Source organism: Salicola sp. AFF1, from assembly GCF_056783195.1.
Window position 1 is genome coordinate 32,943 of record NZ_JBXAYL010000020.1, and the last position, 23,813, is coordinate 56,755.

General features: G+C 60.1%; 20 protein-coding genes. All 20 read left to right on the forward strand.

Annotation, left to right across the window (positions count from 1 at the left end; genetic code table 11):
• Positions 1–15: 15 nt before the first annotated feature.
• Complete coding sequence (gene tssM / locus AC1RQI_RS12910) at positions 16–3,516, forward strand: type VI secretion system membrane subunit TssM (protein WP_481905097.1); 3,501 nt, start codon at positions 16–18, stop codon at positions 3,514–3,516.
• 12 nt (positions 3,517–3,528) lie between these two features.
• Positions 3,529–4,200: a type VI secretion system-associated protein TagF gene (gene tagF / locus AC1RQI_RS12915; RefSeq protein ID WP_416632726.1), complete on the forward strand. Its 672-nt coding sequence runs from the start codon at positions 3,529–3,531 to the stop codon at positions 4,198–4,200.
• 3 nt (positions 4,201–4,203) lie between these two features.
• A complete protein-coding gene (locus tag AC1RQI_RS12920; protein ID WP_481905098.1) occupies positions 4,204–5,010 on the forward strand; it encodes a PP2C family protein-serine/threonine phosphatase in 807 nt (268 codons plus the stop codon).
• A gap of 14 nt (positions 5,011–5,024) precedes the next feature.
• The gene (tssA, locus tag AC1RQI_RS12925; RefSeq protein WP_481905099.1) at positions 5,025–6,155 is read left to right on the forward strand and encodes a type VI secretion system protein TssA; all 1,131 of its coding nucleotides are present in this window, start codon (positions 5,025–5,027) and stop codon (positions 6,153–6,155) included.
• 61 nt (positions 6,156–6,216) lie between these two features.
• Positions 6,217–6,729: a type VI secretion system contractile sheath small subunit gene (gene tssB, locus AC1RQI_RS12930; RefSeq protein ID WP_416632723.1), complete on the forward strand. Its 513-nt coding sequence runs from the start codon at positions 6,217–6,219 to the stop codon at positions 6,727–6,729.
• The gene (gene tssC / locus AC1RQI_RS12935; RefSeq protein WP_416632722.1) at positions 6,726–8,216 is read left to right on the forward strand and encodes a type VI secretion system contractile sheath large subunit; all 1,491 of its coding nucleotides are present in this window, start codon (positions 6,726–6,728) and stop codon (positions 8,214–8,216) included. Before tssB ends, tssC (AC1RQI_RS12935) begins: the two co-directional genes overlap by 4 nt.
• Positions 8,217–8,288: 72 nt before the next feature.
• On the forward strand, positions 8,289–9,800 hold the full coding sequence (tssC, locus tag AC1RQI_RS12940) for a type VI secretion system contractile sheath large subunit (RefSeq protein WP_481905100.1): 1,512 nt from the start codon (positions 8,289–8,291) through the stop codon (positions 9,798–9,800).
• A gap of 72 nt (positions 9,801–9,872) precedes the next feature.
• A complete protein-coding gene (locus AC1RQI_RS12945) occupies positions 9,873–10,682 on the forward strand; it encodes a type VI secretion system accessory protein TagJ (RefSeq protein ID WP_481905101.1) in 810 nt (269 codons plus the stop codon).
• The gene (tssE, locus tag AC1RQI_RS12950) at positions 10,669–11,133 is read left to right on the forward strand and encodes a type VI secretion system baseplate subunit TssE (protein ID WP_416632719.1); all 465 of its coding nucleotides are present in this window, start codon (positions 10,669–10,671) and stop codon (positions 11,131–11,133) included. The genes AC1RQI_RS12945 and tssE overlap by 14 nt, the downstream gene beginning before the upstream one ends.
• Before the next feature lie 2 nt (positions 11,134–11,135).
• On the forward strand, positions 11,136–12,950 hold the full coding sequence (tssF, locus tag AC1RQI_RS12955) for a type VI secretion system baseplate subunit TssF (protein ID WP_481905102.1): 1,815 nt from the start codon (positions 11,136–11,138) through the stop codon (positions 12,948–12,950).
• Positions 12,947–13,915, forward strand: a complete 969-nt coding sequence (gene tssG, locus AC1RQI_RS12960; RefSeq protein ID WP_416632717.1) for a type VI secretion system baseplate subunit TssG — start codon at positions 12,947–12,949, stop codon at positions 13,913–13,915. The genes tssF and tssG overlap by 4 nt, the downstream gene beginning before the upstream one ends.
• Positions 13,916–13,932: 17 nt before the next feature.
• The gene (gene tssH / locus AC1RQI_RS12965) at positions 13,933–16,515 is read left to right on the forward strand and encodes a type VI secretion system ATPase TssH (RefSeq protein WP_481905103.1); all 2,583 of its coding nucleotides are present in this window, start codon (positions 13,933–13,935) and stop codon (positions 16,513–16,515) included.
• Positions 16,516–16,527: 12 nt separating this feature from the next.
• Positions 16,528–16,953 (forward strand): hypothetical protein, encoded by a 426-nt coding sequence (locus tag AC1RQI_RS12970; protein WP_416632715.1) that lies wholly within the window; start codon positions 16,528–16,530, stop codon positions 16,951–16,953.
• On the forward strand, positions 16,946–17,401 hold the full coding sequence (locus AC1RQI_RS12975) for a hypothetical protein (RefSeq protein ID WP_416632714.1): 456 nt from the start codon (positions 16,946–16,948) through the stop codon (positions 17,399–17,401). The genes AC1RQI_RS12970 and AC1RQI_RS12975 overlap by 8 nt, the downstream gene beginning before the upstream one ends.
• 113 nt (positions 17,402–17,514) lie before the next feature.
• The gene (locus tag AC1RQI_RS12980; RefSeq protein ID WP_416632713.1) at positions 17,515–17,994 is read left to right on the forward strand and encodes an Hcp family type VI secretion system effector; all 480 of its coding nucleotides are present in this window, start codon (positions 17,515–17,517) and stop codon (positions 17,992–17,994) included.
• A gap of 82 nt (positions 17,995–18,076) precedes the next feature.
• On the forward strand, positions 18,077–19,972 hold the full coding sequence (locus tag AC1RQI_RS12985) for a type VI secretion system Vgr family protein (protein WP_481905104.1): 1,896 nt from the start codon (positions 18,077–18,079) through the stop codon (positions 19,970–19,972).
• Between the two features lie 23 nt (positions 19,973–19,995).
• Complete coding sequence (locus AC1RQI_RS12990) at positions 19,996–20,373, forward strand: hypothetical protein (RefSeq protein ID WP_481905105.1); 378 nt, start codon at positions 19,996–19,998, stop codon at positions 20,371–20,373.
• 48 nt (positions 20,374–20,421) lie between these two features.
• Entirely contained in the window at positions 20,422–21,327 is a 906-nt protein-coding gene (locus tag AC1RQI_RS12995) for a hypothetical protein (protein WP_481905106.1), read from the forward strand.
• Positions 21,309–22,100 carry a hypothetical protein gene (locus tag AC1RQI_RS13000; protein ID WP_481905107.1) on the forward strand — a complete coding sequence of 264 codons (792 nt, stop codon included), beginning with the start codon at positions 21,309–21,311 and terminating at the stop codon, positions 22,098–22,100. The genes AC1RQI_RS12995 and AC1RQI_RS13000 overlap by 19 nt, the downstream gene beginning before the upstream one ends.
• A 57-nt stretch (positions 22,101–22,157) precedes the next feature.
• Positions 22,158–23,813: DUF6531 domain-containing protein (locus AC1RQI_RS13005; RefSeq protein WP_481905108.1), on the forward strand; the 1,656-nt coding region annotated here is incomplete at its 3' end.

Here is a 23,813-nt window from a genome sequence, read left to right on the forward strand (position 1 = left end):
GTGAGTATGCGTTTAATGGGATGGATGCGTTCTCTCGGTAAGTGGATCACGCTGCGAGGCTTTCTGATTGGACTCGCGGTCGTGGCGCTGGTGCTGTTGGTATGGTTCGGTGGTCCTCTCGTGGCCATTGCCGGCTGGACGCCGCTGGCTTCCATGGCTGCCCGTCTGGTTTTTCTGTTGTGTCTCCTGGTCACTGCGCTGGCCGTTGCCTTATGGCGTGCACGTCGGCAAAGGGCTGATAACGAGAAAGTAGTCAGCGAAATGCTCGCCGATAGTGACGGAGATGACTTTCTGGAAGAAGAGGTTAGCGAGCAGCGTGAGCGCCTCCGGGAAGCGCTCGCCCTGGTGCGGCGCTGGCGGCCGGGCCGTTTCCGGTCGGTGTATGATCTGCCCTGGTATATCCTGATTGGCGCGCCTGGCTCCGGAAAATCCACCGCTCTGCTGAATTCCGGACTGGACTTTCCGCTGCGGGACCGGATGGGCGTGGAGTCGGTCCGCGGTGTGGGCGGCACCCGTAACTGCGACTGGTGGTTCACCAACCGTGCCGTTGTGATTGATACAGCGGGCCGCTACACGGCTCAGGAAAGTGCGGATCGACGCGATGCCAGGGGGTGGGAATCCTTCCTGGGGCTGCTCCGGCGCCATCGTCCGCGCCAGCCCATCAATGGCGCCATGGTTTCGGTAAGCGTGGCCGATCTTCTGGAGCAGACCCCTACGGAAAGGGCGTTGCATGCACGGGCGCTCAAGCAGCGCGTGCAGGAGCTACGGAATCGTTTGGGGGTGGTGTTTCCGGTCTATGTGGTGTTGACCAAGACGGATCTCCTGGAAGGTTTCACGGAAACGTTCGGGATGCTCACCGAGACCGAACGTGAAGAAGTGCTTGGGATGACCTTTGAGCTGGAGCCAGCTTCGGACAGTGACGCGCTGGCAGCCCGCTTCAGCGAGGCCTTTGACGGGCTGATTGAACGCCTCAGCCATTTCGCCCTGCACCGGGTTCAGCAGGAGCGCACCGCCGACGCTACCCGGCGCCTTTACCATTTTCCCAAACAGATGGCGCTGCTGCGTGCCCCGATGTGGAACCTCATCAACGAGGTGTTCTGTCCTTCCGCCTATGAGGACACGGCGCAACTGCGAGGGATTTATCTGGTTTCCGCAGAGCAGTCAGAGACCAGCTATGACCGGATTTCCCAGCTGGTGGATGACGAATTCGGTCTTACGCCCGCCCAGGTGGAGCCAGAGGCTCTGGGCGCCCATCAGCAGGGATTCTTCCTTCGCCGCCTTTTCGACAGCATCGTTTTTTCCGAGCATGGACTGGTTCGGCCTGACGGTCAGCACCGTTGGAGGCTGCGTTGGCTCCAGAGGGGTGCCCTGGCTGGTCTTGTGCTTGTGATGGCTGGCAGTGGCGTGGCTTGGGCGTTCAGCTACCAGTGGAACCAGACCCTGATCAGTAACTATGAGCAACGGTTGGCCAAGGTCGAGAAGGCCGATGAAGCGGGTCCAGAAAACTGGGTAAAGCTGGAGCAACTGTTGTCCAGTGTGGCCTCTTTACCGGGGGTGGCGGGCAGCGCGTTCCCGGACGGGGGACCTCGCCACGTCGGGCTCGACCAGGGTGAGCGACTGAGCCAGCTGGGGGAAGGTGCCTATGGACGACTGCTCCAGCACCATTTCAGCACCCACCTTGGTAATGCCCTGGAGCAGGCTCTTGCAGAGAATCCGGATAATACGGAGTACCTCTACGAGACGCTTAAGACGTACCTGATGCTGAACCAGCATAAGCACCTGGAACCACAACAGGTTCGTGACTGGTTCCAGGCCTGGGTGAGCCGGGAACTGTCGGGCCCGGCAAATGAGCAAGCTCGGGAGCGTTTGCTGAAACACCTGGACCGTTATCTGGCGTTGGGCCACAGGTTGGCGCTGGACGGCGAGCGGGTTGAGAAAGCCCGTCAGAAGCTCGCAAGCTTGCCGGTGGCGGAGCGGGCATATGAGCGGGTCAGGCTCAGTGCCCAGGGGTCGGGGTTTCCCGATTTTCGTCTACCGCTGGTTCTGGGCTCTGTGGCAGACCGGGTGTTCGAACGCCGTTCTGGAAAGCCGCTGGATGAGTCCATTCCCGCGCTTTACACGCGGAATGGATTCGAAGGGCTTTTCCAGCCTGAACTTGAGCGGGTTTCGGAACGCCTTCTGGAAGAGTCCTGGGTTTATGGCGAGGACAGTGAGCCTTTCCGCAATCTGGATGAGACAGCTCTGAAGCAGGGGGTCCGGGACCGGTATTTCAGGGACTACGTTTATCGTTGGCGTGACCTGTTGACGGATCTGCGTATCCGTTCTTTTGAGGAAGAAGCGGAGGGTGCTCGTATCGCCCAGGCACTTGCCGGCCCTGAAGCCCCGGTTGAGCGGCTGATGAAGGCGGTGTCCCATAACACCCAGCTGACGCCGGTGCTGGAAGGCCAGGGGGGCGGCAAACTCGCCGAGGCCGCTTCTGAGCAGGCGGGGCGCATGGCCGATCGGGCGAGCGGTCGAGGGCCGCGCCTCAGCAGCCTTATGCCGTCGGGTGATGGTGGGGATGAGTCGCCCACTACCCCGGTGGATAACGCCTTCAGTGAATTGCACAAGGTGCCCGCTGAGGCCTATCAATCCTTGCGTGACAGTGCTGGGACCATTGCTGACTATCTCTCAAAAGAGGAGGCCGGGCTGGCGCGTAAGGATTTCCGAAAGGCCGTTACCGGACTCCATGAAACCGTTAACGGAACGGAGTCGGAAAGCCTGGCCGCATTGTTTGATGGCTTTCTGCAGGATGGACGTCGTCTTGAGCGGGCCTCACGCACCCAAAGCCTGAATCAGCTGTGGCAGAGCGACGTTTACGGGGAATACCGTGAGGCCATCTCCGGTCACTATCCGATTGACCTGGATGCTTCTGAGTCGATTGCGCTGAAGGATTTTGTGCGCTTCTTTGATTATGGCGGCACATTGGACAGTTTTGTTGAGGAGAATCTGGCGGATCAGCTTGATCGATCCAGCTCCCCTTGGAAGGTAACCGGCGACCTGGATATCCATGCGCGAACGTTACGTCTTCTGGAGCATGCAGAGGAGCTCCGGAGCGCCTTCTTCAATCAGGATGGAGGTGGTCTGGCTGTCGGGTTCAGCCTGAAACCCATCCACTTGGATGCCGATGTAACCCGGCTGGACCTGACACTTGGTGACCAGACACTGGTCTATCGGCATGGGCCGGAGCGTGATCAGAGCTTCCGCTGGCCTCTCAAGGCGGACGATGGAAACTCGCTACTGGCCCTGAAACCCGGCGGTGATGGTGCGGAACCAAGACGTCAGCGCTATGAGGGCGAATGGTCGGTGTTCCGTCTGCTGCAATCCGGAGGGGCCCTCAGGGGTAATGGCCGAACGCGTGAGGTAGCCCTGGAAATGGATGGTTACAGCGCTCGGTTTGAGTTGACCGCGGATTCTGTTGACCACCCGTTCAGCCGGGACCTGTTTAAACCGTTCTGGCTGCCGCCAAACCTGTAAGGGAGAGTGACCATGGAATGGGGTTATATGGGAAAGGTTCCCAGCCGTGGTGATTTCATCACCCATGGCCTGCCCGGTGAGCTGCGTGAACGCTGGTTCGAGTGGTGCCAGGCGGCCCTTGCCGTCAGTCGTGAGCAATTGGGAGACCAGTGGCTGGACGCCTATCTGACCTGCCCGATCTGGCATTTTGCCGCAGGCCCGGGGGCCCTGGCCGAAGGCGGCATGATTGGAACGCTGATCCCTTCAGTGGATCGGGTGGGGCGCCACTTTCCGTTCCTGGTAGCCGGCGCTCATGAGGGGACTCTTCTGGACGCCTGGCGTCAACCGGAGTGGTTCAGTGCCATGGAGGAGCGCGTTCTGGCCGTGCTCGAGGACGATTGGAATGAAACCGCCTGGCACAAAGAACTCGCCGGGGTCAGTGGTCCGGAAGCTGAGGTGAGTCGACTGCAGTGGCCGGAAGGCGAGGGGAACCTGATGCTGCCCGGTGATGCCCGGGAAGACGATTGGTTGACGGCGGTATTTGGCGTCCGTCGTGGCCGGGTACTGTGGTGGAGCCAGGGATCCGCCTTTGTAGAACCAGCAACCCTTCTGACGGAAGGGTTACCCCAGGTAGGCCAGTTTGCGGCCATGATTGGCGGCCAATGGCGGGAGCATGGTTGGCGCCAGGGCGTGATGGTGGAGTAATCAATGGAGCTGAATTCAGTAGGGTTCACGCATCAGGGCGGAACCCGGGAACACAATGAGGATGCTTGGCGAGCCTGGCCGGAAGCTGGTCTCTGGCTGGTGGTGGACGGGATGGGCGGGCACAGTGCCGGGGATGTGGCAAGCCGCATCATATGTGACACCGTTGACCGGGACCTGGCGAACACTGGCGCCGCCGCCTATGATGCCGACCAATTGGAACAGTCCCTGCAGAACGCCAATAAAGCGATCCGGGACTACGGGGCACGTTCGCTCAATGGCGGCACCATGGGGGCCACCATGGTGGCGTTGCAGATCCGGGACGGCCGCTACCAGTTGCTCTGGGCCGGGGACAGTCGCTGCTATCGGCTGCGCTCATTGCGTCTGGAGCAACTCACGGAAGATCACAGTCAGGTTAATGACATGCTCCGGGCTGGCGTTCTCGCGCCCGAACAGGCCCGTGGGCACCCGTTAGCCCATGTGGTGACCCGTGCATTGGGGGTGGAGTCCAACCTAGAGCTGGAGCGGCTACAGGGTGAGGCCAGGGCAGGGGATCTATTCATGCTCTGTAGCGACGGTATCAGTGACGAGTTTGCGGATGAGCAGTTGCATCGGTTCCTGACCAATAGCAGCCTTCAGGATGCGAATGATGCCATCCTGTACTCGGCACTGGTTAACAAATGTGGAGATAATATTACCTGCCTTCTGGTCAAAGCTGAAACGAGCGGTTATCATTCAGGGGCAGTTAGGGAAGCGCGGGATCCGGACGCCACAATACCGGTGCGGGTACCGCCAGGAACATCACAGGGATAGCGTGTGTGTAGGTTATGGACGACACGATAGAACCTCTCTTCGACTTTGAAGCACTCCTAAGGCCTATATCCGAGGCGCATCCCTGCGGTGATGATACCCGGGAGGACGACACGCCCGAGGCCCCCTATTTCAACCTCAAGGATCTGCGCAGCCAGGCCCGTGCTCTGGAGCGCGAACGCCAGATTGATGGGGAAGCGGGGGAGCCCACGCAGTGGCAAGAGCTGCTGGATCGTGTTCCCGAGTTGTTGGCAGCCCGAAGCAAGGACCTGGAGCTGGTAGCCTGGTATATTGAAGCGTTATGCCGCCGGCATGGCTTTGAAGGGCTGGCGCAAGGATTTGATCTGGCGCGCTCCATGCTGGAGCGCTACTGGGAACACCTCTACCCCGCCCCTGACGAAGAAGGCATGACCACCCGGATCGCGCCCTTGGTGGGTCTTAATGGTGGTGATGCTGAGGGAACGCTGACCCAGCCGATTCTGGAGATTCCAGTTCTGGCTCACCCGGAATCCGGTTGGATTGCCGCTTGGCAGCTTGAACAAGCCGCCGAGATGACCCGCCTTGATGAACAAAAGACGCAGCAACGTCTAGCCTCGGGGGTGCCCTCCGAGGAAGACGTTGCCCAGGCTGTCAAGGAAACCCCACTGGCCGAACTCAAGACTTTGGCTGACGCCATTGAGCGGGCCCAGACTGCCTTTTCCGCATTGAGTGAGAGCATGGATCAGGCCATGGACGGTGAGCCGCAGCCTACCAGCCATATTCGATCGGCATTGGAGCGCTGTCGTGCCATCTTCTTCCATTATGCGTGGGAGCGCCTGGCGTCAGCCCAGCCGGCAACGGCTGACGAAACCGGTGATGAGCCGGTTGACGGTGAGAGCGGGGCTGAGGCGACAGGCGGGAGCTCCGCTCAGGACCCGGTCCGTGTTGCAATTGATAGTCGCGCCAGAGCCTTGGCGCAGCTCAGGGAGCTGGCAGCGTTTTTCCGTCAGACTGAGCCCCATTCCCCCGTTTCCTATGCCATTGACCAAGCGGTGCGATGGAGTGAACTGCCGTTGCCAGAACTGATGCAGGAATTGATCGAGGATAAGAATGTTCGTGACGGTTTCGCCCGTATGACGGGGGTGCCGTTGCAGGACGCGGAGCGCTGAAGGCCGCATTGACCGAAAAAGGGGTGGCGACCGCCCCGGAGGACGACAAGGAGAAACCGACATGGAAAGCGTTCATGACAAGCTTTCACGAGTCCGCAAGCCGCGGGTTCACATTACGTACGATGTAGAGACCGAAGGCGCGCTGGTCAAGAAGGAACTGCCCTTCGTGGTCGGCGTGATGGGGGACTTTTCAGGCAACAATAATACCGAGCTCAAACCGCTCAAGGATCGCCGGTTCATCCAGATCGACCGGGATAACTTTGACGACGTCATGCGTCGCATGAGTCCAAAGCTGTCCATGAAGGTGGATAACAAGCTCTCCGATGATGATTCCCAGATGACGGTGGAGCTGGAGTTCAACCGTATGGAGGACTTCGAGCCGTCATCCGTTGTGAATCAGGTTGAGCCGTTGCGTGAATTGATGGAAACGCGGAACAAGCTGCGTGACCTGATGACGAAGGTGGACCGATCGGAAGAGCTTGAGGGGCTACTGGAGCGGGTTCTCAGTAATTCCGACGATCTGAACAGCCTGAATGATGAACTCGGAACCAGGGAAGGGGAGGACTCGCAATGAGTGCCGAAGAACAGACGCAAGAAGCGGTTGCCGCCGAAAGCGAGAGCCTGAGTCTGCTGGATCAGGCCATCGGTGCCACCAAGCAGACCGAAAGCGATCGGGCACGCGAGCTGATCCGGACGCTCACTGATGAGGCCATGAAGGGGACGGTGACGTGGAACAAGAATCTCAACGTCACCTTCAACCAGGCCATTGCGGCGATTGATGAAGCCATCTCGAGCCAGCTTGCCGAGGTTATGCATAACGAGGAATTCCAGAAACTGGAAGGCTCATGGCGGGGGCTCCATCATCTGGTCATGAACTCGGAAACCAGTTCGACCCTTAAGCTCCGGGTGCTCAACGTAAGCAAGAAGGAGTTGCACAAGGACCTTTCCAAGGCCGTCGAGTTTGACCAGAGTCAAACCTTCAAGAAGATTTACGAGTCCGAGTTCGGAACCCCTGGCGGTGAGCCCTATGGGGCGCTCATTGGGGATTACGAGTTCAGTAATCACCCCACTGACATGGAGACGCTGAGCCTGATGTCCAACGTGGCGGCGTCGGGTTTCTGTCCCTTCATCGCCTCATCCAGTCCGGGGCTGTTCGGTTTTGATGACTGGACTGAACTGACCAAGCCCAGGGATCTCGAGAAGGTTTTTGAGTCCGTGGAGTACACCAAGTGGCGGTCATTCCGGGAAAGCGAGGATTCCCGTTTTGTTACCCTGACTATGCCGCGGGTGCTGGCTCGCCTTCCGTACGGTTCTGCCACTCAACCGGTGGAGGCGTTCAACTTCGAGGAGTTCGAGATGAACTCGGGCTCGGGTATGTCTGTAGCGGCGGATCACAACGACTACTGCTGGATGAACGCGGCCTATGTTATGGGGACCCGTCTTACGCAGGCCTTTGCCAAGTACGGGTTCTGTACTGCGATCCGGGGTGCTGAAGGGGGAGGTAAGGTTGAAGGCCTGCCCACCCACGTTTTCCAGAGCGACGATGGCGACCCCGACCTCAAGTGTCCCACTGAAATCGGGATCACGGACCGGCGCGAGGCGGAGCTGAGCAAGTTGGGCTTCCTGCCGCTGTGTCACTACAAGAACACGGACTACGCCGTATTCTTCGGCGCGCAGACCTGTCAGAAGCCCAAGGTCTACGATAACCCTGATGCCACGGCCAACGCTGCTATCTCCGCGCGCTTGCCCTATTTGATGGCGACCTCGCGGTTCGCCCACTACTTGAAGGTGATGGCGCGGGACAAGATCGGCTCCTTTATGGAGGCCGAAGATGTGGAGAACTGGCTTAACCGCTGGATTCTCGGTTATGTGAATGGCTCCGAAGGCGGAGGCCAGGACATCCGCGCGCGCTATCCTCTGGCGGATGCCAGGGTAGAGGTTCGCGAGATCCCGGGACGCCCCGGCTCCTACAATGCTGTGGCCTGGCTCCGGCCCTGGCTCCAGCTTGAGGAGTTGTCCACCTCGTTGCGGATGGTCGCCAAGATTCCGGAGGCGGGTTAATCAATTCCTGGCTTGGCTAGCGGATAATCCATGGATGGGGTCACGCACCCCGTCCCTTTGCAGGGATGCGCCATGAGCAGTGCCCTTCAGTTCGTGCCCAGTGATTACCTGGACAGACCCGGCTCCAAAGAGTCGGGGGTGATCCCTGATGTAGGGTTCGCGTCGCGGCTTGTTGCGGAGGCGGATGACCTTGTCGCGTTGCTGATGTGGCTGAGTCGGCAGGACCCTGAAAAGCAATGGGACCGGCCTTCCATCAGAGCGTTACTGGTTCAGACGCTGGATGCGCTTGATCGGCGCATCAACGATCAGCTCAACGTGATTCTCCATCACCCGCAACTGCAGGCTCTGGAGGCGAACTGGCGAGGCGTTTGGCTGCTCACCGAACAAGCGCATCACGACGATGGTGAGTCCCGTGTGCGGGTCAAGATGCTGGATCTGAGCTGGCGGGAACTGGCACGGGATTTGTCACGTGCTATTGAGTTCGACCAGTCGCATCTTTTCGGGCATGTCTACTCGGAAGAGTTTGGCAAGCCCGGCGGAGAGCCCTTTGGCCTGTTACTGGGTGCCTACAGTGTCAGCCATCGGACCAGCGGGGGACAGTCCAATCTGGATACGCTCCAGGAACTGACCCAGGTGGCCGCCGCAGCCTTTGCGCCGCTGATACTGGACGCCGACCCGAGTCTTCTGGGAGTGGATCATTACGCGGAGCTGGCCAGCGTTACGGACCTGGAAAATCATTTTAATCAGCCCGAGCTGATCAAATGGCGTGCTCTGCGGCAAAGGGAGGATGCACGGTTCCTGGGGCTGGCGATGCCCCGGATGCTGATGCGCCAGCCCTATCCGGACGCCGGCTGGGGCCCTGAAGGGTTTCGTTTCCGTGAGGCCAACGACAACGCGGCAACGGATTATCTGTGGGGCAATGCGTGTTTCGCGGTCGGTACTGTCGCCATCCGGGCGTTTTGTCAGTCCGGTTGGTTTGCCCAGATTCGCGGTTACCGTGAGGGCCGTATCGCCCATGGCGCCGTCGACAATATGCCGGCAATCCAGGCTCTGTCCTCGGCAGGGCGAATTTTCCCCACCCGCAGTCCGGTGGAATGGCAGATCAGTGACCGTATGGAACGGGTCCTGTCCGAGGAAGGGTTTATCCCCCTGATGCCGTTGGCGAATACGGAAATGCTGGTGCTGCATTCCGTACCCTCGGTGCAGGAGCCGGCCCGTTATGACAGTGGCGAGGCGCAGGTCAGCGCACGCTTGGCGGCAATGCTGCACTACACGCTGTGCGTGTCGCGGTTTGCCCATTACTTGAAGGTGATGGGGAGGGATCGGGTTGGCGGGTATCGTTCTCCCGAGGAGTGTGAGAGCCAGCTCCAGCGCTGGCTCCACAGCTATACCATGGCGACGGAAGGCGCCTCGGATGAAATGCGCGCGCGTTTCCCGTTGCGGAGTGCGAGCGTCTCGGTCAAGCAGCGGGTAGGAGAGCCGGGACGCTATTACTCGGTCATCCGGCTTCAGCCGCACTTCCAGCTGGATCAGCTTGTGACCAGCATGCGGCTGATCACCGAACTTACACCAATACAGACGTGAGAGTGTTACAGGACGCCGTGCAGCTCAGGCCAGGCCTCTAGACACATATGGACCGATCAAGGATAAGCCGATATGGATGTTATCAAGCAGTATCTATCCGCGGGACAGCTTCAGGAAGCCATCGAACAGATCCAGACGGAGCTAAGACAGTCTCCAGGCGCCAGCGACCTGCGGGCCTGCCTCGTTGAATTGCTGTGCATTGCCGGTGACCTGGAGCGTGCCGATGACGTTCTGGAGCACCTTGTGCGTCACCATCAGGACTGGGTGGCCGGGGCCGCTAACCTGCGTCAGCTTCTAAGGGCTCAACAGGCACGGTTGGCATTGCGTGAGGGCAAGCTGGCCGACGATGTGGTTGCGACCCCAGGAGAGTCGCTGGAAGCGCTGCTTAAGCTGCACCTTCATCTTTCCAAGGGTGAAACAGAGCAGGCCCGAGAAGCTGCCATGGCACTGGAGGCAAGCCGGGTCGGCGAAAGGTTTCGGGTAGGAGAGTCCGAAGGTGACATACGGGACTGCGACGATGCGCTGAACAGCTACGTCGAGGGCCTGGGTACCGACGGATACTATTACCTCTGGCAGTGGCATGAGATTGATGCCCTCCGATTCCAGAAACCGGCCTCGCCCATTGAGCTGGTGTGGCGGAGGGCTTTGATCGAGCTGGCGGATGGTCGCCAGGGCGAGGCTTTCATTCCTCTGACGTATGCGGCCAGCGAGCAGGATGCAGACAAGCTTGGGCGCCAGACCGAGTGGGTAGAGCACGCCGGCGGTCTTGTGACTGGGCTGGGCCTCAAGATGTATCTGGTTGGCGACGAGGCTGTTTCGCTTGAAGCGCTTACGGATGTTGAACGCCTGACATCGGAAGAAATGCCTCATGCAGAGCTCTGATGCCCGTAACGGACTCCAGCTTAGCTTGCTGGACAGGCTCCTGGATGAAGGTGCACTGCGCCCCAGCCTGGCTCAGGTCCGTCAGTCCGTCAGGCGTGATCTGGAATGGCTGCTCAACGCGCGTCGGTGCTGGATCCCGCGTCCCTCTGAGTACCGTGAGCTGAGCTGCTCGGTCCTCACCTATGGGCTGCCGGATTTCACCGTTATGGAGCTAAGTACTGAGGACGGGCGTCAGTGGCTGTGCGACGAGGTTAAGCGCACCATCGTCCAGTTCGAGCCGCGGCTGACGCAGGTCGAAGTGGTGATGAAGGATACCGAGGCGCCCATGGATCGTTTTCTGCGCCTTCGTATCGAGGCGGTCCTGTTGGTGGAGCCGGTGCCGCAGCAGGTGGCCTTCGACTCAGAACTGGAACCCGTCAGTTTGTCGGTTACCCTCAAGGAGTGTGCCTGATCATGAGTGACGAACTGCTCCAGTACTACAATCGCGAGCTGGCTTATCTCAGGCGCCAGGGAGCGGAATTCGCAGAAGCCTACCCCAAGGTGGCGGGGCACTTGCGGATGAGCGAAGAATCGGTGGAAGACCCCCATGTCTCGCGGCTCCTGGAAGGCGTCGCCTTTCTTACCGCCCAGATACGCCAGCGATTGGACAGTCATTTTCCGGAACTTACGGATGTGCTGCTTGGCACCCTTTACCCGGATTATCAGGCGCCCGTGCCGTCCATGACGATCCTGCAGGCGGAGCCCGCACCGGCGCAGACGCATGCAGCCCCCCTTGAGCAGGGTCAGCCCTTTGAAACACTGACCGACGATGTGCCCACCTGCCGCTTCGTAGCCAGGGGCGAGCAATGGGTGGCACCGATTCAGGTTCAGGAAGCGGTCTTTGAGAACAGCCCCTTCGAGGCGCCCCGGCCCGAGGGAGTGGAAAAGGCACGCAGTGTGATCCGGCTTCGGCTCAGCAGTCCGGTGGCGATGAGTGAGACCAATGCGCCCTGGCTTCGCTTCTATCTCCATGGTCAGCCTCATCAGAGCCATGAACTGTATGACCTGATTCACAGGACAGGACTTGGATTCGCGATGGTGCCTGTGAATGATCGTCGCCAGGTCCAGTTCTTCCCGGCGCAGAGGATCCAGCCCGTCGGCTTTTCAGAAGCGGATGCCATGGTGCCCTACGGCTCGAGAAGCTTTGAGGGCTACCGGCTTCTGGTGGAGCACTTCCTGTTCCCGGAAAAGTTCCTGTTCGCGCAGCTCGATGGCCTGGCGGACCAGTGGCCCGACGACAGTGAGGTGGAGTTCTACATCTATCTGGCCGAAGGCTCCGCGGAACAGGAAAAGAGCTTTGTAGCCGACCACATGCGGCTGTGGTGTGTACCGGCGGTTAACCTGTTTGAAGAGAATCTGGAGCCGGTGCGCCGGGACGAGACGGACTACGCGTTTCATCTGGTGCCGCGTTACCGCAATAGTGATGCCTATGAGGTTGTTGGTGTTGATCGCGTGGACCTGGTCAACAATGGGGAAGTGCGGGAGTTGGCACCGTATTATGGATTTGGTCATCCCCGCTGGCAGACAGAGTTGGGGATCTACTGGCACCTGCACAGGAGCAATGCCGATTGGGCGGGGGGACAGTACGAGCCGGGCATCGAGTCCTATTTGAGTCTGGTGGATCAACGGTTCGAGCAACAGGATAAGGCGGCCCTGCCCAAGGACGAGATGCTGGTTGTCCGGGCCCAGTGCTGCAACCGGAACATTCCGACCAGCCTGCCGTTCGGGGGCGGTGAGCCGCGTTTCAAGGCGGTATCGGAACCACTGGTGAAGCATGCCAATGCGCTGGTGGCACCCACGGCAACAGTGCGGCCTGAACTGGACGATGCGAGTCGCTGGCAGTTCGTCCAGAACCTGACCCTGGACCATTTCGCGGGTGAGGATGCCTGTGAGCGGCTCAAGACGGTCCTTCAGCTCCACGATTTCAAGAAGACGCCGGAGTCACAGGCGCTAATCGATGGCATTGAGGCCGTCGTGATCAAGCCAACGGTCGCTCGGGTGGGGAGTGGAGTCCAGCGTGGCATCTGCCGTGGCAGCGAGATCACGATCACCTTTTCCAAGCCCCGTTATGCCGGCACCAGTATCTATCTGTTTTCCGCGGTTCTGGATCGCTTCTTTGCGCATTTTGCCCAGATCAACAGTTTTACACGGTTGCGCATCCGGCTCAGTAGCCAGAATCAGGATTATCACGTCTGGCCTGCACGCATCGGAGAGAAGGCGCTGCTATGAGTATCGCTCCCTCTGCCCGCAGCCTGGATTTTTTCCGGACGGTCTGGCGGATTGAGCGCCAGATCCGGGATGAGCGTTCGTCCTACCATCGTGTTGGCCATGATGGCTGGCCGAGTCAGGAACTGGTGCGCTTTCGAACCAGTCAGCATATGGGATTCGCTGGCCAGGACCTGGTCGAGGCCCGGGAAGAATGGCTGCCGCGGGGCGTTCTGAGCGCGGAACTCACGGTGGACAGCCTCGGGCTGACCGGAGCGCGAGGGGCGCTCCCGGCCCACTACACCGAGGTGGTCCTGTCCCAGCTCAAATCCCGCTCCCCGGCATTGAAGGATTTTCTGGACCTGTTTAATCACCGTTTGCTGTCGCTGCTTTATCGCAGCTGGGAAAAGACGCAGCCAGCGGTGCACCAGGAGCGTAAGGACCAGGATGTCTTCACCAGCATATTGCGCTCACTGACGGGAAGCGGGCCGGATTGGGAAATCCATTACGGTGCCGCGTTGGCACGCGGGCCGCGTTCTGCCTCGACCCTGAAGCGTCTGCTGGAGGATGTGGCCGACATGCCGGTATCGGTTGAGCCCATGCAGGGTGGGTGGGAGTCCGTGGTGGTGAGCGACCAGACTCGGATGCCTGCTCGTGGGCTGGCGGAGGGGCAGTATGCCCGTCTTGGCGAGGCCATGCTGGGGAAAAGCGCCTGGATTGCCGACAAGGGAGCCAACATTGTCTTCCAGCCTCAGGATAACGAGCAATTGAAATCCTTGTTGCCGGGCGGGCGTGTCAGCAAAACGGTGGGCCAATTGAGCACCAAGCTGGTCGGAACCGGATTGAAGCTCCATTACCGAGCCGTGGCAAACCTGGCGGAAGTCGACAACGTGCAGCTGTCGCGACAGGGACGCCTGGGCACCGACAGCTTCATCAGAGCACTTCACTCATCGCCTCGATGGGTGACTATCAGTTTCCATCCAACCTAGGGAAAGGATCAGCCGTTATGTCATCGATGACATTGAAATCACTGGTGGAAAAGATGAACAGCTCCGCCCGCAGTGCCATGGAGCGGGCTGTTGGTCTATGCCATCAACGCACTCACCACAGCGTTGAGATTGAGCACCTGCTCAAGTCGCTGTTTGCAGAGCGCGACCCGGACCTGGTCCAGATGCTGGACCATTACGGCGTGGACAGGGGGCGGCTGGAAGGCCAGCTGGACCAGGCGCTGGAATCGTTCAAGACCGGCAGCGGCGCGACACCCAGCCTTTCACCACGGCTGGTGGAATTGCTCAGGCAATGCTGGCTGGATACCTCCATTGAGTTTGGTGAACCCGTCATGCGGGGCGCGACTCTGCTTTACACCCTGCTCAATGACCCAGCCACAGCCTCGCTGGCGACGCGTTATGCCAAGGAGCTGGAGCAGCTGGATGCGCAACGCCTCCTCCATGACTGGCCGGCCCTGCGCGACAGTGTGGGTGAGGAAACTGCGTCACAATCCGCGCCAAGCGCCGGGAAGGAGCAACACCTTGATCAGTACACAATTGATCTGACCGCTCAGGCCCGCGAAGGCAGCATCGATCCGGTTCTGGGACGGGACGACGAGATCCGCCAGATGATCGATATCCTGACGCGGCGCCGCCAGAACAACCCCATCCTCACGGGCGAGGCGGGCGTTGGCAAGACAGCTGTGGTGGAAGGGCTGGCCTGCCGTATCGCCGAAGGCCAGGTACCTGAAGCCCTTCAGAACGCGCGCCTGCTCACACTGGATCTGGCATTGCTCCAGGCCGGGGCGGGCGTGAAAGGCGAATTTGAAAACCGGCTCAAGGGCGTGATTGACGAGGTCAAGGCCGCTTCCCAGCCGGTCCTGCTGTTCATTGACGAGGCTCACAACATGATCGGCGCCGGCAATCAAGCCGGCCAGAACGACGCGGCGAACCTTCTCAAGCCCGCCCTGGCACGGGGCGAGCTGCGCATGATCGCCGCCACGACCTGGGCCGAGTACAAGAAGTATTTCGAAAAGGATGCGGCTCTGACCCGACGCTTCCAGGTGGTCAAGGTCGATGAGCCGGACGAGGAAACAGCAGTCCAGATCCTGCGCGGCATCGCACCCACACTGGAAGCGCATCATGGCGTGGGCATCACTGATGCCGCTCTTCGGGCCGGTGTTCACCTGTCAACGCGCTATCTCGCCAGCCGGCAACTGCCGGATAAAGCGGTAGCTCTGCTGGATACCGCCTGTGCCCGCGTGGCCATGAGCCAGGCAAGCCTCCCCATTGCGTTGGAGCAGGCAAGGGCGCGCTACAACGGCCTCCAGGCCGAGGCGGAACGGCTTGGTGCCGAAAGTCGTATGGGCGTTGAACATGGTCGTCGTCAGGACGAGGTCGCCACCCAGCTGCACACGCTGGAGGATTCGCTGGCGGAGCTGGAAGCGGCCTGGGCGGATGAAAAGGAGAAGGTTCAGTCCGCTCGTGAGCTTGGGCAGAAGCTGAGCGAGGCAGCGGATGGGGAACTGCTTGAGGAACTGAACGCGATCCGAGCCAGCCTGTCCGAGCGCGTGGAACCCATGGTGCATTGGCAGGTGGATGAGCAGCTGGTTGCGGAAGTTCTGGCCGACTGGACAGGGATCCCCGTCGGCCGCATGCAGTCAGACGAGGCGGCCAATGTGCTGGCTCTCGATGAGCAGCTCCGCGCCCGGGTGCGTGGCCAGGACCATGCCGTTGAAGACATAGCGCGGACCATCCGGATCGCGCGCGCCGATCTCGCGGACGAGAAGAAGCCCCTGGGCGTCTTCCTGTTGGTGGGCCCCAGCGGCGTGGGCAAGACCGAGACGGCCCTGGCGCTGGCGGAGCAGGTTTACGGCAGCGAAGACAACATGATCGTCATCAACATGTCCGAGTTCAAGGAAGAGCACAAGCTCTCCCAGCTGGTGGGTTCGCCACCCGGCTACGTGGGATACGGCGAAGGCGGCGTGCTGACCGAAGCCGTGCGGCGCAAGCCCTACAGCGTCATTCTGCTGGATGAAATGGAAAAGGCCCATCCGGGTGTGCAGGACATCTTCTACCAGGTGTTCGACAAGGGCCAGCTGCGCGATGGCGAGGGCCGGGATGTGGACTTCCGCAACACTGTCATCCTGATGACCTCCAACGCGGGCTCCGGGATGATTACGGACCTCTATGCCGACGAACTCACGGCTCCGGAACCCACGGCGCTGAAGGAGGCCATCTGGGATGAGCTACTGACCATCTTCAAGCCGGCCTTCCTGGGCCGCACCTCGGTGCTGCCCTACAAGCCGCTTGAGCGCACCCAGCTCGGGGAGATCGCCCGCATCCAGCTGGGCCGGGTGGCCGAGCGCATCCAGCGCCACCATGACTCGACGCTCAACTACACCGACGACGTCATCGAGGCCATCGTGGACCGCTGCACCGAGAGCACTTCCGGCGCGCGCAACATCCAGCGCATCCTCCAGCAGGAAGTGCTGCCAGTGATGTCGCGCCGGGTACTTGAGTGCCTGGGTGACGAGAAGAAACCGGGGCCGGTGAGCCTGTCGGTAGCCGGTGATGAACTGAAGGTTGAAGTTGCTCAGTAAAGGGATTTTCGAATGTTCACAAGAGCAAAGATAAAGGTTTCGATTGGTAGAATTCTGGAGCTTTCCTACTCCAAGAATAAAGGCGTAACAACAAGCCTTGTTACGGGCACGAAGAACTTCAAGGTAAAAGTCACTGAGAATGGCAAGGTCAAGGTTGAAGGGGCAGCAGGTGTGGTGACCTTTAACGGTGACCCTGCCCTCCAGGGGCTGGGAGCAAAGCTCAAGGCAGCCTCCATTACCTTCCGGGAAGCTGAGAATGGTGATATTGCCTATGATGCTTCTTATCACTTCTACGGAGCGGGAAGTATAACGCTGTCCGGAAGCTTCGATCCGTTTGAGCTGATCCAGGCGTGTTCAGGATTGTTGTGTAGGGCGGCAAGGGCCCTTAATGCAGACAGACGGAAAAATAGAATAATGAAGGAGGTTATGGTTGATTAAAGCAATGCGGAACAGTGTTCTTTTGCTTCTTCTTTTTGTTGTCTCCTGTGCCGCTGTTGGTGAGCGGGAGGTGCTTCATGAGCGGTTCAAGGAGTACGCCAGGCTAGTGGCTGCGAAGGAATATGACGCGATAGTGGAGAGCAGTATCTCAGCGGATAACAGGACCGAGTTCCGTAAAGGCACAGGATCCTTCGGAGAGCAGTTCCCTGTTCTGGCCGCGCTCCCCGAAACGCTTTCAAAGCGCATGGGTCAGCATGAACGGATTATCAACGGGAAGAAGGGTTGCCTCACAATCAATGGCCTTGATGAAAGCGGGGGTCCCACTTCACTTCACATTGAGTATGTCAGAGAGGAAGGGAGCTGGCGTCTTAATTATGCCGAGATTGCATACCTTGAATCGGAAAAGGAGTTCAGCAGGACCGGAAAGTGTCCGGTCAAGCCTGAGTAGTATTCTGGGGCCCTTGGATAAGGGCCCGGAATGTATGCCCGGCGCTTCGGCAAAGGGCAAATCGCCACTGTCCTAGTTACAGGACGTAACGCAATTAAGAAAGGAGCTAATCAATGCAAACCAATACCTACCTCGAATATGGTGGCCTGAAGGGTGAAGCAACCGCTGAGGAATACAAGGATCTGATCACAGTGGACACCCTGGACTTCAACGTCCATCGGGAAATCGCGGCGCCGACTGGTACCGCGATGGATCGTGAAGCCTCCGCAACCCGTCTTGGTGATATCACCATCACGAAGCGGCAGGACAAGGCGTCTCCCGACCTGTTCAAGGAAGCCACCATTGGTAAGGGTAAGCCGGCAACGTTTTACCTCACCAAGCAGGGCGACAAGATTGAAGAGATCATGAAAATCGAGCTTACCGATGCCATGATCTCGGACTTCAGCGTCTCTGTTGATGGGGATCGTCCGCAGGAGTCCATCACGATCAGCTACACCGAGATGACCATGTCCGTCACACCGACTGACGACACCAACGCGGCCACAGCACCGCTGGTCTACGGTTACAGCGGCGTGAAGGGCCAGCAGATGTAAGGATGGCACTAGCCATTGTCGACAGGAGAGGGCCGAGCCCTCTCCTGATTCTGTTAGACCGACCAGGATGGTTCAAAGATTCATGGCAACGGAACAGCAGCATCACCACATCAAGATTGAAAGCTCGCTGGGCAAAGACGCCCTGGCCCTGGAACACGTGCGCGTGAACGAGGGGATGTCCCGGCTCTTTGAGATCCACGCCCGGTTTGTAGCCAATTCCCGCATTTCGGATGTTGAAGGCCAGGTCGGTGAGCCGGTAACGATTATCCTCACGCTCAGCGGCCAAGCAGGTGCCGAGGAGCGTTATTTTCACGGCCACATCAGAACGATCCGTGAGCTGGGCAAGCCGATGCATAACAGCGACGGCCAGCGTTATGAAGCGGTGATCGTTCCCCGTGCCTGGTCTGCGACCAACCGAACCAATTGCCGAATCTTTCAGGACGAAACCGCGATGGACATCGTGGAAACCGTGCTGGGAGAACACAGCGTTGCTCTGTCGAAGAAGATCGAGTCCACGCTGCATACCTACAAATACTGCGTCCAGTTCAACGAGACCGACTGGATCTTTGTGTGCCGACTACTGGCTCAGGAAGGCCTGTTTTTCTTCTTTGAGCATTCCAGGTCCGCCCACAAGATGGTGATCACGGACAATGTGAACGCCTACCAGCCCGCGAAGGAAAACCAGGTGGTATTCCGTTCCGGCTACACTGGCGATTGCCAGATCTCCAATTGGTATACCGGGTTCCGCGCGACCCCTAATGCCATGGTGGAACAGAGTTTTGACTTCACCAAACCCAAGGAAGATGTAACGGATAGCACCCAGGAAAAGGTACCCGGCAAAACATTCGGGCAAAGGGAACTCTATCGGTACATCGGTGAAGACAAACCGTTGAACCAAAACACCAAGCTGGCGGAGACGCATCTTCAGGGGCTGACCCAGGAGGCCAAGATTTTCAGGGGCGTTTCGGACTACGCCTCTTTTGGCGTGGGCCTGACGTTCTCCTTCAAGGAACACGAGGACGAGATTCCCTCGCCCAACGAGTTTGTGATTACCCGGATGCTGCTTGAAGCGAGCGCGCCGATCAACAGCGAAGATGGCACAGCCGGGGAAGGGGTGAGCTTCCACAATAACTTTGAATGCATTACCACCGAGGAGCCCTACTCCCCCAGGCGATTGAAAAAGCCCCATATTCCGGGCGTCCAGACTGCGACGGTTACCGTTGCGCCCGGCGAGGAAATCCACGTGGACGAACACGGCCGGGTCAAGGTGCAATTCCACTGGGATCGTGAGGGCAAGTATAACCATAAGAGCTCCTGCTGGATCCGTGTTGCCCACAGCTGGGCTGGCGAGGGCTTTGGAGCCCAGTTTCTGCCGCGCGTGGATCAGGAAGTGATGGTGGAGTTCGTCAATGGCGACCCGGACCAGCCACTGATCACCGGTGCCGTCTACAATGGCGACAACCGGATGCCCTATTCGCCCGAGGACCAATACAACTCCTCTGGTATCCGCTCCCGCTCCACAACCAAAGGCGGGAAGGCGAACTACAATGAGATCCGGTTCGACGATGATAAAGGCGAGGAACTGCTGGTCCTCCATGCCGAAAAAGACCATGAGTTGACGGTTGAGAACGATGAGACCGACGACATTGGTAATGACCGGGAAACCCAGGTCGGCAATGACGACACCCTGACGGTCAAGAATAACCAGACAGTGGATATCACCGGTGATCAGACAGAAGATGTCGGCGGTAACCAGACAGTGGGGATCGTCGGTGATCAGGCAACGGACATCGGTGGCAGCCAGACGGTCAAGGCAGGCCAGACCATTACCGTGAGCGCGGGAACCAGCATCACCCTTCAGGCCGGCGCTGCCAGCATCACTCTGGAAAGCTCCGGAAAGATTTCCGTCCAGGGTACCCAAATCAACCTGCAGGGCACCACCATCAGTCTTCAGGGTTCCGCCATCAAACTCAACTGAGCGCAGGGATCAAGGAACAACGGATGTTAGGCACGAGAGAGCACTTTCTGACGGACTGTCTGGGTCGTATCCACGTCTTCACCACTATGTTGCAGCGCGAGGAAGCGGGAGGATCCCGCTGGCCGGATGTCCCGGAGTGCTGGGCGTATGCCCGTTACATCCTGGAAGACATCGCGGATGCCTGGGAAGACCCGTTCAACTATAAGCTGCTGGATCTATGGATGGACGTCTACCGGTCTCCATGGGAACAGCCACAGGACCTTGAGGACCTCATCAATGACCTGGCCGAGGCGATCAGCTCTGGCGATATCAAGGTCTATGTGGATTACGACCCCCTTGATCATGTTCCGGGATTTCTGGGGGCAGCCCATGGGAAGACCGGCTCCAGGAAAAGAAGGTAGCCCGGCGCGCGGCATCAAACAGGGACGCATCACCAGGACCCGTCGAATATGGAAGACGAACTAGCGCTTTACCTGGGCCAGAGGGCGGAGCTGATTGCCAGTGATTACGCGGACCTTGGCCATCTGAGGCAGCACGACCGCAAACTGCTTGCTGCCATGGATCGAGGGGCATTGGAATCGCCCCTGGTCCAGAGAGAGGGGGCTGATGAGGCCTTGGTGGCAACGCTGGAAACGGATCCTGAACAGCATGCTCTCTTGTTGGAGGCACGGGATCGCTTCTGGCCGGGGGAACTGGCCCGGGTACAGCAGTTGCTGCTTGAGCGCGAGGGAGGCAAGGCGGCCGCGTGGTGGCTGGCCGCGCATTACGCCAGCCTCCCCTGCCCGGAAAGCTTCCCCTCAGCCTGGTTTTCCCAGGTGTGGGCAGCGCGGGCCCTGTATTGGCGCAACCGGGCCGATACGTTACCAGAGCCGTGGACAGCCTGGGCTCGGGCCCGGTCGGAGGGAGTGAATGCCGTGGAGGTGGCGGTTGAGCTCTGGCAGGCCGGGGAGGGCGCGCTCTGGGAACACTGGTTGCCGCCCTTGCTGGTGTGTTGTGCCCCAAAAGGAGCTTCCTCACTGGTTAATGCTTTGGCGCCCTACATGACGGATGAAGAAGTCATCAAGCTGATGGGTATGAGCTGCCAGAGCCGCTTTGTGCCATGGCTCACCAGCCTCCAGCACGATGAACAACTCAAGGAGACGGCTCACAGGGAAGTCCGTTGGCTTACCGGGGATCAAGAGAAGCGGCATCGGGAGCCGCAATGCTGGGGTGAGGCCATCGCGCAGGCGCCGTGGCAGCAGCTGTTCCATACCCTGCCGCTGGGCTTCCGGGGCCGGCTCTGGCACTGGTGTGCCGATGCCGTTGAGGGTGCTGCGACCTCGTTACAGGGAGGCCAATGGTGCGCTGGGCACTGACATCGGTGGAAGGGCAGCTGGGGAGCTGGCCTGCTGCCGATCTCCTGGCGCCCGGGCTCACTGCCTCGCCCCTGGAGCCGGATGAACAGGGGCAATGTCTGATCGAGCCGCGCGCGGACGAGTCGAATCAAAGTCGTCTGCTGAGACGCGTTCGGCCGTTACTGGATGCCGACAAACCGAACTGGGTTGTGCTTCCAGAAGGTGAGCGGGCTGAACGGGACTGGTGGCGCGCCCAGTTGGCAGATGTTGCCGAGCCCGGGTTCGGGCGTGGGACTGTGGCGCTGGCATTGGGCCAACTCAACCGATTGGCCACTCCCGGCCGCGTTATTGCCGCCTACGCCCCTGAGCCAGGCGAGGAGGGGGTTGAAGGGGCACTGGCCCTGGAATGGGCGCCTTCCGATAAGGGCATGACGTTTGAGCTGGCCCGCATGGACGGGCGTCTCGATGGTAAGACCGATGTCGGCAAACTGCTGAACCTGGGACGCGAGACCCTGGCCAACCCGGAAGCCCTTGTCTGCCCGGGCACCGGGGGCGACAACAATCTGGAACGACTGCTGCCTTTTCTGGGAGAGCTGGGGGGCTGGGCTGGGGCGCAAGTGCGTTGGGAATTTCCCGAGGCGCCGCTGGGACAACTGGGGGTAGCAGGTAGCCTCTACAACTGGGCCTGGCTGGAGGCGGGGTATCGGTTGCGGGATTGGACCGGGCCCTGCGCTGTCCTGGAGATGGATGAAAGCCACCTGGTGGGGCTTTCGGCTGTCAGTTGGCATGGATGAGGCCTTGAACGGATGGATTCGGGTCAAATGAAGAATCAGAGCTGAGCAAGGGAACGCATGAGCCAATCGAAACCTATTGAACTGATTGCGGATAACGGGGACGCCTTTGCTTTCGCGGTCTCCCAGGCGGACGGGGCCGGGGATGGCATCAAGCAGGAATCCCTGCAGGGCTGGCGGAGCTGGTTGCATGAACGTTTCCGGTTCAAGTTCTCCGAACAGGCCCCGGATTGGGAAAACCTGCTGAGAAGAACCGGGGACCGTGTTCCCGCCCAGGCCCCGGGTATGACCTTCCAGCGCGTGGCCCGCCTGCTCAATGATGGAACCATCCAGGTCCGGCGCGGTTCGAGGCCGGCTACCGCCTCAGCTGGTCAGAGTCAGTCGGCTGAAGGTGAGCCCGCCTCGCAAATGCGCTCGCAGTCCGCCGCTGGGACTGGCAGTGGTGCAGGCACTGGTGCCGGGGCGGGGCAGGCCGGCTCCGCGCCCAGCCCGCAGGGTGCGGCCCGGGAGGATACCGGTCCAACGACTGATCAGATGCAGTGCAAAGGGGATCCCGTCGCCCCCGTTACGGGGGAAGAGATCCTCATTCTGGAAGACTTCTCGGTGGCGGCGCCCATGCCGTTCCACTGGCGGCGTCGTTATCGTTCGCGCCAGACAGCCCGGGACCTGGGCCTGGGGGCTGGTTGGTTTGCTGACTGCCTGCGCGTGATCTGGCAGGACGAGGAGGCCACCTGGGCCCTGGATCATGAGGCCCGTCCCATCCGGTTCCCCTTGCTTTCGAAAGGAGGCATCGCCTGGCAGGCGGCCGCCGGCCTGCGCCTGGAGCGTAAACAGGACGACCGGATGATGCTGACCGAGCCTGACGGCTGCGTCTGGATCATGACCCATGGGGGGGACAGCACCTGGCGGCCTACCCGTGTTCAGAACCGGATGGGGCACCAGTGGAACCTGGCCTATGACGCCCAGCTTCGTCTGGCCCGGATTGAGCTGTCACCCCACAAGCGCCTGGCGTTCATTTATGAGGGCGGCGACCGAATCCAACAGATCGAACTGCACCAGGACGAGAGCCGGCAGGTCCTGGCACGTTACAACTACGATCAAACCGGCAACCTGATTACCGCCGGTACCGGCAGCGGCACCGAGCGCTATGGTTACAACGGCCACCAGATCGCCAACCGGGAACTGCCTACCGGCTACCACTTCCTTTTTCACTGGGACGGCGAAAGCCCCGAGGCCCGGTGCCTACGCGCCCACGGCGAGGACGGCCACTACGATTTCCGGTTCGACTATCAGCCCGAGCAGTACCTGACCCGGGTGACCGACGCCTTAGGGAACACCCAGGTATTCCACTACGATGAACGCGACCGCATCGTTGCCCGGCAGGACCCGGACGGCGGTGTGCATCAGTGGGCCTACGACGACGAAGGCCGTCTCACCGGCTCCCGGCTCCCGGATGGCCGCACCACCCAGTACGTCTATGACACCCGTGGCCAGCTGGTGCGCGAGCACCTTCCCGACGGCCGCGACCACCGCTGGTATTACAATGAGCTCGGCTTCTGCGTGGCGGAAACCCTGCCCGATGGGCGCGAGCTGCGCCGCCGGTTCGATGCCCTGGGGCGCCTGCTCTGGGAAGCCCGTGCGGACGGCAGCCAGTGGTATTACCACTACGACGCCAACGGCTGGCTCAGCGAGACCGTCAGCGATACCGGCGAGACC